Below are 13,273 nucleotides of genomic sequence, written 5' to 3'. Positions count from 1 at the left end.
GACCTGGAAAAGATCGTTCCCGGAGGATACTATGGACGGGCTTACCCTCTCGATTGTGGCATCAGAGTTAAAGAGATGCCTTATTCCCTCAAGAATGGGAAAAATTCTTGAGCGGGAGGGCGGGGATCTTCTCGTCCCTCTCTGGGCAGGCGAAGAGTATTGGCTCCTCATCTCCCCCCGCTCACCAGGGAGAGTCCATCTCGTTCACGGGAAAGGCGGTCCCGCCGCGGCTCCCTCATCCTTCACGATGCTCCTCAGGAAACACCTGGAAGGACTCGCGGTCATGGACATCACCCAGCCCCACCTGGAGCGCATCCTCATGTTCCATCTCGAGGGGAAAGGAAGAAGCTCCGGCGGGGCCGCAAAACTTGTGGTGGAGCTTCACACCAGAGAAGGGAACGTGCTGCTCCTCTCCGGTGATGACAGGATAAGAGGCTCCCTTCATCGCCTCCCGGAAAAGCGCCGCCTCGATGCCTCAATGTACGGGCCTCCCGAAAAGCCTCCCCATAAAATAATTCCCGGGGACATCACTTCCCTTTCAGAGCTCCAGGCTGCCCTGGCAGGCTCCCATGAAAGAGATTCCCTTGCAAAAGCTTTTGAAAGGGTCTTCATGGGGATAACGCCGGCTCTCGCGCGGGAGATGGCGTCGCCTGAAGGGATTGAAGGAGCCGTGCCTCCTGCCTCACTCGGGGAAAGGGAGTGGAATCTCCTCTACCAGCACTGGCAGTCCCTGTGGCAGCGGATAGCAGAGAGGCAGATTGCGCCGGGAATAGCCTTCGACAGCGGAGGAAAAGCAGCAGGCTGGGGGCTCTGGCAGTACAGGGAATTTCTCGCTTTCACCTTTAAAGGCTTTGCCACCATCAACGACCTTTTCCATGAGTATTACCAGGCATCGCCGCCCGATGCGCCCCAGGTGCCCTTCAAGGCATCGCTTTCACAGGTTATTGAAAGCCGCCTGAAAAAGCTCCGGAAGCGCGGGCTGGTCCTTGCAGAAGACCGCTCCCGCCACGAGGGGGCCGAGTCTTTACGTGAGAAGGGAGAGCTCATACTCCTCAATATACAGGCCGTCAAGAAGGGTGACATGGTTCTTGCGGCGGAAAACCCCGCAGGCGGCGGGCCGGTGATCGTCGATCTTGACTGCCGGCTCTCGCCGTCGGAAAATGCCGGAGCCTACTTTGAAAAGTACAAGAAGGGCAAGCGGGCTCTCCCCCGCATTGACGGGCGCCTGAGGGAGACAGAAGAGGAGCTTGAGTACCTTGAGAACCTGAAAGAGGCCCTGTCCATGGCGGAAAGCACGGAAGACCTTGCGGGAATCGAGAGGGAGCTCAGGGGGGAAGCCCCTCCCCACAGAGCAGAAAGCCCTCCTCAGCCATCGGGAGGGCCGAGACGGTTTGTCTACAGGGACCATGAGATACTCGTGGGGAGAAACCCGCGCCAGAATGACGAGCTCTCCCTGAAGATGGCAAAAGCCACCGATATCTGGCTCCATGCCCGCGGGATGCCAGGCGCCCATGTGGTCATCAGGTGCCGCGGCGGGGAGCGCCTGGACGATGACGTGCTCCTCAGGGGTGCCGCCCTTGCCGCGTGGTTTTCCCGGGGCAAAGGCTCGTCAAAAGTGCCCGTGTCCTACACGCAGGCAAAGAACGTGAGAAAGACAAGGCACATGCATCCCGGCATGGTGACCATCAGCGGGGAGAGGACCCTGATGGCAAATCCCCGCGACGAGGCCTTTCTTGAGTGGATGGAGCCTAGTGGACCTCAAAGCCGCAGTCCACATTGATGGACTGCCCCGTGACTGCCCCCGCCCCGTCTGAAACAAGAAAGGCTATCACCTCGGCAACCTCGCCGGGATCGATGATCCGCCTCTGCGGAATGGAATTCACCACGCTCTTGATAATATTCTCGGGAGCGGTGTTGAAGCGCTTCGCCAGGATGGCCACGGTGCCCTTCTGAAACATGTCGGTATCCATGGCCCCGGGGCAGACGGCATTCACCCTGATGCCATGGGAGGCAAGCTCCTTGGCCAGGGCCTGGGTGAGCACTATGAGCGAGGCCTTTGAGGCCGAATAGACGCTCCCGAGGGATGCCCCCGTCTTTCCGGAGACGCTTGAAATATTCACGATGGAGCCCTTGGTTTTCCGGGCCACCATGGCCCGGGCTGCTGCCTGGGTGACAAAAAAGGCTCCGCGGATGTTCACGGAAAAGACATGGTCAAACTGCTCCGGCGTGGTCTCAAGAAAATCGCTTATAAGGGAGACGGCGGCGCAGTTCACAAGGATATCAAGACTTCCCATCGCCTCGAGGGCACGGTCCATTGCCTGAGAGACTCTCGCTGCTTCGCTTATGTCCACGGACTCTGCAAAGACTTCTCCACCGGCTGCTTTCAGCTCGCCCGAGAGGCTTTCCAGCCTCCCGGGATCAAGGGACCATATCACCAGACGGGCACCGCAGGATGAGAGCTTTGATGCCACCGCCCTTCCAAGGCCTCTTCCTGCACCGGTCACCAGGGCCACTTTCCCTTCCAGGGTCTTCATGGGCTCACTCCTTCCGTTCCATCACCTCGATGAATTCACCGTCAGTAGCCGAGAAAAAGACGAAGCGATCATTGTCGTGCTCCATCGGGGCCGCCGTGAGGAGCCTCAGCTTATTCTTTACGGCATCCTTGACAAACTCGTCGATATCGTCGCAATGAAAGGCGATGTGCTTGAGGCCGAAGGTGGAAGGGGGCGCCTCCTTATTGTCGGGCTCAAGAAGCTCGATGACAAGGTCGCCCTTGCGGAGCTTCACGATCTTCATGTGCTTTTCCCTTATGTCCTCGATCTCCCCTGGAACAAAGCCCATTATATTGCGGTAAAACAGGATACTCTCGTTAATGTTCCTTACCACGATGCCGATATGGTCAAGACCTTTCAAGTGCATTTCTCGAACCTCCCTTTCTGATGGTGATTTTATCAAGAGCCTCCCGGCTTGAGGCTGCGCTTACCAGCATGCGATCGTCAATGAGCAATGATGCGGCGCAGTCGGCAAGGTCAGAGCCCTCAATGGAAAAAATGGCATCCTTCACCTCCCGGAGCCTCATGGGGCCCGCCGCGGCACCGAGGCGCCTGTTGAGAAAGAGGGCGTACTCATAGGTATCCTCAAGGCGGAGCACAAGGCTCCCCCACATGCGGGCCTGCGCCGCTTTAAGCTCCTCGCCGGAAAAGGCTCCCCTTTTCACCTTTTCTATCACCCCTCCAATGACCTCCAGGGCCTCTCCCGCATCTTCAGGCTTCACATCAAGCGAGATCCTGAAGGTGCCGGTCCTTCGGTAAAATCTGAGCTGCGTGCTCACGAGGTACGTGAGGCGGCGCTCTTCCCTTAGGGCCCGGTAGAGGAGCGACGTGAAGCCCGTTCCAAGGAGCGTATTGAGAAGGCCTGCCACGACCCACTGTTCATCGCTTTCCATGGCAAGGAGCCACCCCGCCACAAGGTTCACCTGCGAGATCCCCGGGCATTCGAAGCGGGAGAAGGGGGCTCTCCTCACCATGTGCACCTTTTCATCCCTGCGCTCCCTGGCTTCCCCGCAGGGTAGCGCTTCCACCAGGCCCTCGAGCCCTCTCTTTAATGAGCTCTCCTCATAGGAGCCTGCTCCCGAGATAAAAGCATTTTCGCTGCAATACACCCTTTTCCGGTAAGCGGCGCACTGCCCCGCGGTGAAACGGCCGAGGCTCTCCCTGGAGCCAAGGGGATAACGGCTTATCCTTGAGGGTGCCATGAGGCTCCCTTCGGCCATGAGGCCATGGGAAAGCCTGAATGTTGAGCTCTCGCGGTCAATCTCCGAGAACACTATGGAGCGCTCTGAGGCCACCTTCCCGTCATCAAACTCTGCCGGGGCCAGGACCTTCCCGAGGAGGGTAAAGGCGTCGTCGAGAGCCCACGAGGGCACCTTTGCCCAGTAACTCACCGTGTCCCTCGTGGAGAAGGCCGATATCTTTCCCCCCTGGGCCTCGAGTACGCCTGAGAGCGCGGTGAGCGACGGGTACTCCGGCGTGCCCTGGAGGGTGAGATGCTCCAGAAAGTGCGCCATGCCCCACTCATCATCCTCCTCGAAGGCTACGCCGTCGTGGAAGGACACTATCAGGGAGAAGGTATTGCACTGCGGGAGGCGGGCGAAAAGGGCAGGCACGGGCTCCCTCTGGAAGGTGACGGTCCCTTCTGCCACCTCATACATGCTTCGGGCTCCCCCCGCCGCAGGAGGCCTCCTTTTCGACGCGGTACAGGCAGTAGGGGTTGTCAAAGGCATTTCCCGTCGAGGAAAATGCCGTCACCTTGCACCCGCCGCGGCAGTCAAGCTTCTTGTCGCACTCGCTGCAGTATCCTGCGAGATCATCAGGATTGAAATAGCGGTTGAGCTTGAAGAGGGACCGGTCTTCCCAGAGCTCCCCGAGGGGCCTGGTGCGGATGTTGCCCTCCCTGAACTCTCCCGGCAGCGAGAGACACCCCTTGAGGGTGCCGTCTGATTCAATGCCCAGAACCCAGCGGCCGGCATGGCAGCCTTTCCATGGCTTGTCCACGATGTCGCGGCACGAGTAATAGCCGAGGTTGTCGCCTGCACAGACAAGCATATCCCTCCCGATGCGGGCTTTCTCTACAAAGGCAGCCACGCGGGGAAGCTCAGAGGGCTCGAGGACCGATTCGCCATGCTCCTTCATCCTCCCCGACAGAAAAGTCACCTGGATCTGCCAGAAATCCATGGGCACGCCCCTGAAGACCCGCTCCATCTCGTCAAGGGCATCAAAGTTATACCGGGAGACATGGGTGACGACACCCACGGCAATACCTTTCTCCTTGGCACGCCTTGCGCCCCTGAGGGCCCTCTCGTACGAGCCTGGATGCTGCCTGATGTGATCATGTATCTCGGCGGTGCCGTCGATGGAAAGGCCTATCCTCCTCAGAGGGGTGGCCAGGATCTTCTCTATATTCTCTTCCAGATAGTATCCATTGGTAATCATGTAAGGATCGATGCCTTTTTCTCTGAGGCGGTGGGCAAATTTATCCCAGTGGGGGTGCATGAGAGGCTCGCCTCCCGAGAGGGTAAGGACCTCGCATCCAAGCCCGGCAAGGTCGTCAATAAGCTTAAGGCTCTCTTCCAGTGTGAGCTCATTCTCGCGGGGAGCGCCGGCAGGGGTGCCGCAGTGAAGGCACTGAAAGTTGCAGCGCTTGGTGAGCTCCCATCCGACTATCTTGGGCTTAAAAGGAAAACTCATTGGGGTGTCTTGTGCTCCTTTCTTCTTGTGGCCATCAGAATCCACCACACCACGAGCGTGCCCGCGATGATAAGGAGGCTTCCTGCCGTGGTGATATGAACGTATTTCACATAGTCGAGGCACAATCCTGCCAGGAACATCCCCGTTCCCGCCACAACGTAAAAAAGGGAGCTGATGCTTCCGAATATTTTTCCCCTCAGCTCCTTGGGCGGGAGCTCCATGAGAAGGGTATTGAAAAGGACGCTCGAGATGCCGTCGCCTATCCCCCCGATAGTGATGGAGAGGAGAGATATGGCCTTCTCTCCGGTAAGGAATGTCCCTCCCATGCCGCAGGCCATCAGGATGGTGGCGCCGCAGAAGAGATTATCGGTGCGAATCGCGGTATTCTTTCTCAGGTAAGTGACCAGCAGTGATCCCAGGAAAGTCCCGCCTCCCCAGAAAGCGATAAGATAGCCGTAAAAGCTCCCCTGACCCATGGGAACGCTTGCGGCAAATACTGGCATGATAGTGTTGTAAGACCCGCTTCCTAGGCCGTCAAGGACACGCAGCAGCGTGAAGGTGAGAAGAACCGTGGAACCCGCAAGAAAGCGGAAGGTGTCCCGGAGCTCGTCAGCTACCGAAGTCTTCACCTGCTCCTTTGCTTCCCCGGTCCTTCTCGCTCCATGGCTGATGAGGAGCAGTGTTGCTACGGAGAAAAAAAATGTCGCCGAGTCAATGACAAAGACAGCCTTATAACCCCAGAACCCGATGAGGACTCCTCCAATGGCGGGTCCGAAGACCGTGATGACGGAGTAGGACATCCTGCTGAGGGAATTGCTCGCCAGGATATCATCCTTTTTGACAATATCGGGCACCAAGGCGCCGCTTGCGGCGAGGTAAATCTTGTCGAGGGAGGAGAGGATAAAGCCGATGATGAAAAAGGCCGCCAGGTTGTCTGTCACCACGAAGGCGAGGACCGTCACAGCCCTCACGGCATCACAGAGGATCATGATGATTCTCTTGTCGTAGCGGTCAGCGAGGATGCCGCCGAGGGACCCGAAAAAGAGGGCCGGCAGGATGCGGATCAGGAAGAAGGTTCCCAGAATCTTTCCTGAGCCCGTCAGGTGGTAGATATAGGCATTGAGTCCCACGAAGTTGATCCAGGTGCCAAGGCTTGAGACTGACTGGCCGGACCAGAGGAGGGCGAAGTTTCGGTTTTTCAGCAGGATATTCATGGCGGGAAAGCTTTCAGCGTAGTCAGAAAATTACCCACAGAGCGCGAGAAAAAAGACCAACCGGGGGGTTGGTCTTTTTTGGGCTTTGGAAAAAAATCCTTCTAGCAGCCGCCGCCATCATCGGGAGGAATAATGTACATGGCGTGGATATCCTCTATGGTAATCATCTCGTTTTCATTCCAGAACATTCCGATACCCTCCTTTTTATAATTTTATAGTAATGATAATAATGCACCTACCAGCCGCCGTCGCTGGGAATCACATAGGTGGCGTGGATCTCTTCTCTTGTGAGCTCGTCATCTTCTCTCCAGAACATCCCGTGTATCCTCCTTCTTGGTAAATATTTTGGTAAATATTGCTGAATTTATTGATGCTGCTTATATTCCGCCGTCATCGGGGGGAAGAACATACATCGCGTGAATGTCGCATCTCTCAACTGTCTCGTTTTCGTTCCAGAACATCCTGTGTGCCCTCCTTTTATCGTTTTCTTATCTCTATCATAGCTCCCGGCGGGCACCACTATCAAGCACATTTTGTAACAAAATCGTTAACAGATTACCAGGTTCCCTTCCAGGACGAAAGACATTATATATCACAAAAATTGTTCTGTCAACACTATATTACCATTATTTTCTCCACTCACAGAAAGGAAATGAGCAGGCGTTACGGCACTCCGCCTGCTCATAATTTATCATACCCTCTTATACGCATTTTTTTTTGCGTATACGGGCTTATACTCATACCCTATTTTCCGTACTTTACCCCCTGAGTCGTGAGCTCCTGCTGTACCTTATTGGTAAGAACCGTGTCCAGGTTGTTCTCCATTTTTTCCTCGCGCATGTGTGAATAAGGGAGAGCGCCGCCCCCTGAGGCGCTGCCGGGCCCCAGGGATCCTGCCGGTGCTATGGGCTTTGCCATGCCCTTTGCCACGGCATCCTTCACTCCCTCTCTCCAGCTCGTGTCATCGCCGCTCCCCTTCACCGAGTAGTAGTCCTTGCCGGACTTGAGGCGGTAATAAGTGGCGCCGGTATCATCGACATACTGCTGGCGGTACGTGAGGTAATCGAAAGTGCCGCCCGTGGCCTGGGCAATGATCCTGAACTCGGACTCGCCATCCTCTTCTATGCCGCTGCAGCCGAGGGTATATATCTTGATCCCCCTGTCCTTTGCCGAAGAGGCCTCACTCTGGTAATCAAGGCCGTCGGAGTACTCGGTGTGGGGGCCTGCATCGCCTATCAGGAACAACAGCTTCCTGGTGGACTGGTTCTTGTCCCAGGGCATGTCGTTTATGGCGGTATGAAGAGCTTCTGCCACGCTCTCCTTGGTGTCGCCGCCGCCGTCGGCATTGATGGTGTTCACATAGCTCTGGAACTTCTGGATGTCAGAGGTGAACTCAAACTTCTTCACCACGTAGTCATCGCCCCTGTCCCGGAAAGCCACAAGGCCGAAGCGCACATCGGGAACGGGCTGGCCGCTCTTTATCTTGGCCATCATGTCCTTGATCTTGTCCTGGACCACCTTGATCTCATCGGCCATGCTCCCCGTGCTGTCTACGACAAAGACCACATCAATGGCAGGCCTTGACGCCGTGGGCACCACGACTATGGTATGGGAATGAAGTTTCTCGTAGAAAAGGTAGCCGAACACAAGGAGGGCAAGCATCGCGGGGACGAGAAAGGCCTTGCGGTAACGGTGGGTCACAAGGTGGGCTGACTGGGTGATAATGGCGGAGACGGGCGCCTGCTCTTTCCGGGGGGCCTGGAGGGGCTCACCATGGACAGCGCACACGGTGGCTCCTGCCGGGTGGACCCCCTTGCACTGGGGGCACTCAACCGCTATCCTGGTACCGCAGGACTCGCAGTAGACTGAGCTGCGGGGATTCTCCGTATGGCATTTTCCGCAGCGGTTGACAGCCCGCTGCACGCCAAGGGTCCCCTCGGCGTCGATATACTCGAGCTGGTTGCCACATCCCGCGCAGTGGAGCTTCCCGTCGATTTTGCTTCCGTCATGGCACACCGGGCAATTTTTGGGCTTGAATCCCATGGCCATCCCTCCTTACCTTTCCGTGAGCTTTGGACTTCTGTAGAATATAGTAGCGAAGATAAGAAAAATATTCCTTACCCTTATTATAATTTTTTTTTCATCCCGATACAACACTTAAAAGCCAGAAAAGATCCCTCCCGGGAAGAAAACTTTTTCTCATCAAGAAGGATTTATGGAAAGCCATGATGAAGTATGTGCTGCCCTTGTGACCAATGCCCCTCTTGCAAGGAACAACAGCACCAGGGTAAACGGCTCCCCGGAAGCAGACTACCCGATCGCAGATGATCTCAATTTTGCCCTTGCCGAAAGCCTTTTTAGAGCATGTCACACCATGATACAGCAGGTTATTTTCTCTCTATATCATTAAAAGCGGAGGCGGTAAGAAATGAATTACAACGAGAAAGAGCTGAAATTGAAATACGGGCCCAATTACACGGGGGTGAAAGAGTGCCCCGTGTGCAAAAAGCAGACTCCCCACATTGTGACAAAGTGGAAAAGGGCGAAATCCAAGGACTCCCTCGGAGCCCGCGAGCTCAAGCAGGTGCCCGCCCAGATAGAATGCCTCTTCTGCTGGCAGAAAAACCAGGGGATGAGGGTTTATTGATCGCCGGTGCGAAGAATCCCGGACAACGATAATGACACCGAACCGCATCATCATCGGCTCAAGAGCGAGCACGCTGGCCCTGGTACAGGCGGAGGAAGTGATAAGTGCCCTCAGACTGCACCATCCCTCGCTTGAGATAGACCAGAGAAAAATCACCACGAAGGGCGACACCATCACCCATATCCCCCTCTCCAGAATTGGTGACAGAGGGCTCTTTGTCAAGGAGCTCGAGCGGGAGCTCCTGGAAGGCACCATTGATATAGCCGTGCACAGCATGAAAGACCTCCCTTCGGGGCTTCCCCCGGGCCTCGCAATAGGAGCGGTCCCGCGGCGGGAAGACCCCCTGGACTGCCTGGTCTCATTGAAATACGGGAGCTTTCAGGAACTCCCCCGGGGCGCTACCCTGGGCTCCGGAAGCCTCAGGAGGAAAGCCCAGCTTCTCGCATACCGCCCTGACCTCCAGTTCATCGATATGAGGGGGAATGTTCCCACCCGCATCGAAAAGATGTCCCGGATGGGTCTTGACGGCATCATTCTCGCTGCCGCAGGCCTCAGGCGCCTGGCAGTCACCGGTGCAGGAATAATCCCGCTTCCGTCGTCACTCTGCATCCCGGCCGTGGGCCAGGGAGCGCTGGCCCTCGAAATAAGGGATGATGACAAAACCGTGGAGGCGCTTCTTGCTCCCCTCAATGACCGCGAGTCATGGGGCGCCGTAAAGGCTGAAAGGGCTTTCATGGCCGCAATCGGGGGAGGCTGCCACATCCCTTCAGGCTGCCTGGCCGAACCAAGAGGCGGAGAGCTCTTTGCAGAGGCCTTTGTGGCCGCTTCGGACGGGAGCCGCCTGCTTCGGGAGTCACTGGGGGGCAGCGCCGAAACACCTGAAGAACTGGGGAATGCTCTTGCCCTGAGACTGATTGAAAGGGGGGCTCATGCCCTGATCGGCGGGCTCAACACCTGAGCAGGGCGGCCATGATGAATCTTCAAGAACAAGCACCCCTCAGGGGGAGAAAAATCCTCATCACCAGGGCTGAATCACAGGCTCATTCCCTTATAGAGGCTCTCACCGCAAGGGGAGCTCAGTGCATAGAGTTTCCCGTGCTGCAATTCAGCCCTCCGCGCGACAGGGGTCCTCTTCTTGAGGCGATAGCCCGTCTCTGCGAGTTTCACTGGCTGATCTTTACAAGCGCCAACGGCGTGGCCTTCTTCTTCGACGCCATGGGAGGAGCCGGGAGATTTCCCTCATCGGTCAGGATTGCCGTTATCGGCACAGGCACTGAAGAAGCGCTCCGCCACTATGGTCTTGAGGCCTCCATTGTCCCCCCGGTGTTCACCGCTGAAGGACTGCTGGAAGCCTTCAGCCGCGAGGAAGTAAAGGGCTCAAGGATTCTCATCCCCCGGGCAGCCGAAGCCCGGGAAGTGCTGCCCCTGGGCCTCAGGGAGCGGGGAGCTCATGTTGAGGTCGTGGAAGCCTACAGGACGGTGAAGGCCGCACCAGAGCTGGCTCCCGCACGGGCACTCCTCGAGGGCGGGGGCCTCGACGCCGTCATATTCTCAAGCTCTTCAACGGTGCGTTATTTCCACGATCTTCTGGGAAAGCTTGTGAAGCCTTTCCCTGAGAAGACCGCTATACTCTGCATCGGCCCCGTCACGGCAGAAACGGCAGAAGGGCTGGGGTACCATGTGAGCGGGACCGCCGCTCTACACACCATGAAAGGGCTTGAGGAGCTCTGCTGCTTCTTTTTCTCGAACCTTCAGAAAAAAAGCGGTTCCGGGGAGGGCGGCCCTGATTGTGGCACCGGGGGTTTTGTGCTATAATTACTCACATCGACGAAAGGTGCTCTGATGGAGATCGGTAAATCCATAGAATCGGCCCGCTTTACGGAGAAAGACGCAAGCACCCTCACTTCCCGTGAGATGGGGCTTCTTGCAGCCCGTTTTTTCCGCTATCTGATGCCATATCTTTCCACTTTTCTGCTGGGATGCTTTTTTGCGCTCCTCCACGCGGGCACGGCGGCCTGCCAGCCTTACTTCCTGAAAGTCCTCATCGATGACGTGCTCAGGAAGAATGATCTTGCGAAGCTGAAATGGCTCCTCCTTCTCATCATGGTCACGGCCCTCGTCAAGGGCGTCCTGATGTACGCCCAGGGCTACCTGATTGCCTATGCCGGCCAGAGCGCCGTGCGCTCCATAAGAAACGAGGTATATGGCCATGTCCAGATGCTTCCCCTCACTTTTTTCGAGAAATGGAAGACCGGCCAGATCATGTACCGCATCATCACCGACATCCACCAGATGACGGAAACGCTCACCTCCAGCATTCCCGTTGCCATAGCCGACTTCTTCATCTTCCTCTTCTCGGTGAGCGCCATGATCTACATGGACTGGAGAATGACCATCGTGGCCTTCGTAGCAAGCCCTGCCATTGCCTTCATCATGCACTACTTCGGTGCCCAGATCCAGAAGCACGTCGCCAACCTCCAGAGAGAGGTATCGCACCTCAACGCCATCATGCAGGAAAACATCAACGGCATCAAGGTGGTGAAGGCCTTCGGCGCCGAAGCCCGGGAAAAAGAGAAATTCAGCCACATCAACGAGAAGAGCTTCAACTCCGTGATGAAGTCGATCCAGTTCAGGCTTACGCAGACACCCCTTGTTGAGGTGCTGGGGACTTTCGGGATCATCATCATCCTGGGCCTGGGAGCCTACCTGGTCTCGGTGAGCCATTTCTCCACAGGCAATCTCATCGCCTTCTGCGCCTATATGCTCATCGCCACGAGCCCGGTAAACCGCTTCAGCACCACTTATGCCGATATCAGGAAGGGTATGGTCTCCGCCGTAAGAGTCTTTGAGATCATCGATTTTCCCGTGGAGACCAGAGACCGCGATGATGCCCTTGAAGTCTCACGCGTTGAAGGGAAGGTGGAGTTCCGCAACGTGAGCTTTGCTTACGAGGGCAGCAACTACGTGCTGAGAAACATCTCCCTTGTGGCGCATCCCGGCGAGGTAATTGCCATAGTGGGCCCCAACGGCTCGGGAAAATCAACGCTGGTGAACCTTATCCCCCGCTTTTACGAGCTTCGCGAGGGGCAGATACTGCTTGACGACATCGATATAAGCTCGATAAAGGTCCGGTCACTGCGCCGCCATATCGGCCTGATGCAGCAGGAGGTCATTCTCTTTTCGGGCACTGTGCAGGAAAATATCCTCTTCGGAAGCCCTGAAGCTCACCGTGAGAAGATGGAGGAAGCGGCGGCCCTCGCAAAAGCTGATGAATTCATAGGAGCTCTCAAGGGCGGCTATGATTTTGAAATCGGTGAAAGGGGAAACAACCTCTCTGGGGGCCAGCGGCAGCGGATATCCCTGGCGCGGACCCTCCTCACCAGCCCCACGGTCCTTATCCTTGACGAGGCCACCTCATCGCTGGATCAGAAGTCCGAGGCATCAATCTACGAGTCGGTGATGGAGCTCCGCAAGAGGAGAACCACCTTCGTGATAGCCCACCGCCTTTCGACAATCACCCGTGCCGACAGAATAGTGGTGCTCTCGAACGGTACCATCCTGGAGAGCGGCTCCCATAGCGAGCTTATTGCGAGGGGAGGGCTCTATAGAAAGCTCTTTGAAGCCCAGAAGGTTCTTGAGGAGGAACCGGTTTTACCACCACTCCCTTAAATGCCATGGAATGGTCTCCAAAGGGCTTTCAGCCTCGCGTCCTTCCAGGATGGTGATCTCAAGCATTATCATCTGCTGGTGGATGAGCTCCTCGCCGGCAAGATACTCAAACAGCTTGTGAAGCTCTGCCTCTTTCGTGTCGTGGGAGGCGAGCACATAGAAATGATGGGCTTCCTGCTCCTTCTGTGCGGCAGATCTCAGGATGTCGATCACGGAAGAGACCTCTCCGCCTTCAGCATCTGCTTCCCCTTTCCTCGAAGCGCTCCTGCATTTCTTCCCGCCGGAAAGCTCCCTGTAAAGGCTGTCAAGCTTTTCCCTGTGGAAGGCTTCCTCTTTTGAGAGGAACTGAAGCTTGTTCTTCAGCCCGGCATCCTGCACATGGCGCGCCATATGCCTGTAATTGTCAAAGGCATTCGCTTCGCGCTGAATGGCTATCTCCAGTGCTTTCAGTAACGATTTATCTTCTCGCGCGGTCATTACCATGGTTCACCTCCCTA

General features: G+C 56.4%; 13 protein-coding genes. 6 read left to right on the top strand and 7 right to left on the bottom strand.

Going from position 1 to position 13,273, the window contains the following annotated elements:
- Window positions 1-31: 31 nt before the first annotated feature.
- Window positions 32-1,780, top strand: coding sequence for an NFACT family protein (locus RDV48_17965; protein MDQ7824693.1), 1,749 nt, complete (start codon window positions 32-34; stop codon window positions 1,778-1,780).
- On the opposite strand, the gene RDV48_17960 is transcribed toward RDV48_17965, so the two are convergent.
- The 6 genes from RDV48_17960 to RDV48_17935 form a co-directional block, all read right to left on the bottom strand.
- The gene (locus RDV48_17960; GenBank protein MDQ7824692.1) at window positions 1,749-2,534 is read right to left on the bottom strand and encodes an SDR family NAD(P)-dependent oxidoreductase; all 786 of its coding nucleotides are present in this window, start codon (window positions 2,532-2,534) and stop codon (window positions 1,749-1,751) included. The two genes, RDV48_17965 and RDV48_17960, sit on opposite strands and share 32 nt — an antisense overlap.
- 4 nt (window positions 2,535-2,538) lie before the next feature.
- Window positions 2,539-2,919 carry a VOC family protein gene (locus RDV48_17955; GenBank protein ID MDQ7824691.1) on the bottom strand — a complete coding sequence of 127 codons (381 nt, stop codon included), beginning with the start codon at window positions 2,917-2,919 and terminating at the stop codon, window positions 2,539-2,541.
- Entirely contained in the window at window positions 2,900-4,210 is a 1,311-nt protein-coding gene (locus RDV48_17950) for a pitrilysin family protein (protein MDQ7824690.1), read from the bottom strand. Before RDV48_17950 ends, RDV48_17955 begins: the two co-directional genes overlap by 20 nt.
- Window positions 4,203-5,246, bottom strand: coding sequence for a radical SAM protein (locus RDV48_17945; protein MDQ7824689.1), 1,044 nt, complete (start codon window positions 5,244-5,246; stop codon window positions 4,203-4,205). The genes RDV48_17950 and RDV48_17945 overlap by 8 nt, the downstream gene beginning before the upstream one ends.
- On the bottom strand, window positions 5,243-6,460 hold the full coding sequence (locus RDV48_17940) for an MFS transporter (GenBank protein MDQ7824688.1): 1,218 nt from the start codon (window positions 6,458-6,460) through the stop codon (window positions 5,243-5,245). The genes RDV48_17945 and RDV48_17940 overlap by 4 nt, the downstream gene beginning before the upstream one ends.
- Before the next feature lie 744 nt (window positions 6,461-7,204).
- Window positions 7,205-8,503 (bottom strand): VWA domain-containing protein, encoded by a 1,299-nt coding sequence (locus RDV48_17935; GenBank protein ID MDQ7824687.1) that lies wholly within the window; start codon window positions 8,501-8,503, stop codon window positions 7,205-7,207.
- 172 nt (window positions 8,504-8,675) lie between these two features.
- Here RDV48_17935 and RDV48_17930 point away from each other — a divergent pair, with 172 nt between their 5' ends.
- Genes RDV48_17930 through RDV48_17910 form a run of 5 tightly spaced genes read left to right on the top strand, consistent with a single transcriptional unit; the run spans window position 8,676 to window position 12,776 of the window.
- Window positions 8,676-8,870 carry a hypothetical protein gene (locus tag RDV48_17930; protein MDQ7824686.1) on the top strand — a complete coding sequence of 65 codons (195 nt, stop codon included), beginning with the start codon at window positions 8,676-8,678 and terminating at the stop codon, window positions 8,868-8,870.
- Between the two features lie 18 nt (window positions 8,871-8,888).
- On the top strand, window positions 8,889-9,107 hold the full coding sequence (locus tag RDV48_17925) for a hypothetical protein (protein MDQ7824685.1): 219 nt from the start codon (window positions 8,889-8,891) through the stop codon (window positions 9,105-9,107).
- 31 nt (window positions 9,108-9,138) lie between these two features.
- Window positions 9,139-10,065, top strand: coding sequence for a hydroxymethylbilane synthase (gene hemC / locus RDV48_17920; GenBank protein ID MDQ7824684.1), 927 nt, complete (start codon window positions 9,139-9,141; stop codon window positions 10,063-10,065).
- An 11-nt stretch (window positions 10,066-10,076) separates the two neighbouring features.
- Window positions 10,077-10,922, top strand: coding sequence for a uroporphyrinogen-III synthase (locus tag RDV48_17915; GenBank protein ID MDQ7824683.1), 846 nt, complete (start codon window positions 10,077-10,079; stop codon window positions 10,920-10,922).
- A 27-nt stretch (window positions 10,923-10,949) separates the two neighbouring features.
- Window positions 10,950-12,776, top strand: a complete 1,827-nt coding sequence (locus tag RDV48_17910) for an ABC transporter ATP-binding protein (protein MDQ7824682.1) — start codon at window positions 10,950-10,952, stop codon at window positions 12,774-12,776.
- Here RDV48_17910 and RDV48_17905 read toward each other — a convergent pair.
- On the bottom strand, window positions 12,759-13,259 hold the full coding sequence (locus RDV48_17905; GenBank protein ID MDQ7824681.1) for a ferritin family protein: 501 nt from the start codon (window positions 13,257-13,259) through the stop codon (window positions 12,759-12,761). The genes RDV48_17910 and RDV48_17905 overlap by 18 nt on opposite strands.
- Between the last annotated feature and the right edge of the window lie 14 nt (window positions 13,260-13,273).

The organism is Candidatus Eremiobacterota bacterium (genome assembly GCA_031082125.1).
In the GTDB taxonomy this organism is placed as follows: Bacteria; Vulcanimicrobiota; CADAWZ01; order CADAWZ01; family Ess09-12; genus Ess09-12.
This window is presented reverse-complemented; position numbering and strand designations above follow the sequence as displayed.

Coding starts and splice junctions, on each gene's coding strand:
- RDV48_17965 (MDQ7824693.1), top strand. CDS start 32: ATGGACGGGCTTACCCTCTCGATTGTGGCATCAGAGTTAAAGAGATGC.
- RDV48_17960 (MDQ7824692.1), bottom strand. CDS start 2,534: ATGAAGACCCTGGAAGGGAAAGTGGCCCTGGTGACCGGTGCAGGAAGA.
- RDV48_17955 (MDQ7824691.1), bottom strand. CDS start 2,919: ATGCACTTGAAAGGTCTTGACCATATCGGCATCGTGGTAAGGAACATT.
- RDV48_17950 (MDQ7824690.1), bottom strand. CDS start 4,210: ATGTATGAGGTGGCAGAAGGGACCGTCACCTTCCAGAGGGAGCCCGTG.
- RDV48_17945 (MDQ7824689.1), bottom strand. CDS start 5,246: ATGAGTTTTCCTTTTAAGCCCAAGATAGTCGGATGGGAGCTCACCAAG.
- RDV48_17940 (MDQ7824688.1), bottom strand. CDS start 6,460: ATGAATATCCTGCTGAAAAACCGAAACTTCGCCCTCCTCTGGTCCGGC.
- RDV48_17935 (MDQ7824687.1), bottom strand. CDS start 8,503: ATGGGATTCAAGCCCAAAAATTGCCCGGTGTGCCATGACGGAAGCAAA.
- RDV48_17930 (MDQ7824686.1), top strand. CDS start 8,676: ATGGAAAGCCATGATGAAGTATGTGCTGCCCTTGTGACCAATGCCCCT.
- RDV48_17925 (MDQ7824685.1), top strand. CDS start 8,889: ATGAATTACAACGAGAAAGAGCTGAAATTGAAATACGGGCCCAATTAC.
- hemC (MDQ7824684.1), top strand. CDS start 9,139: ATGACACCGAACCGCATCATCATCGGCTCAAGAGCGAGCACGCTGGCC.
- RDV48_17915 (MDQ7824683.1), top strand. CDS start 10,077: ATGATGAATCTTCAAGAACAAGCACCCCTCAGGGGGAGAAAAATCCTC.
- RDV48_17910 (MDQ7824682.1), top strand. CDS start 10,950: ATGGAGATCGGTAAATCCATAGAATCGGCCCGCTTTACGGAGAAAGAC.
- RDV48_17905 (MDQ7824681.1), bottom strand. CDS start 13,259: ATGGTAATGACCGCGCGAGAAGATAAATCGTTACTGAAAGCACTGGAG.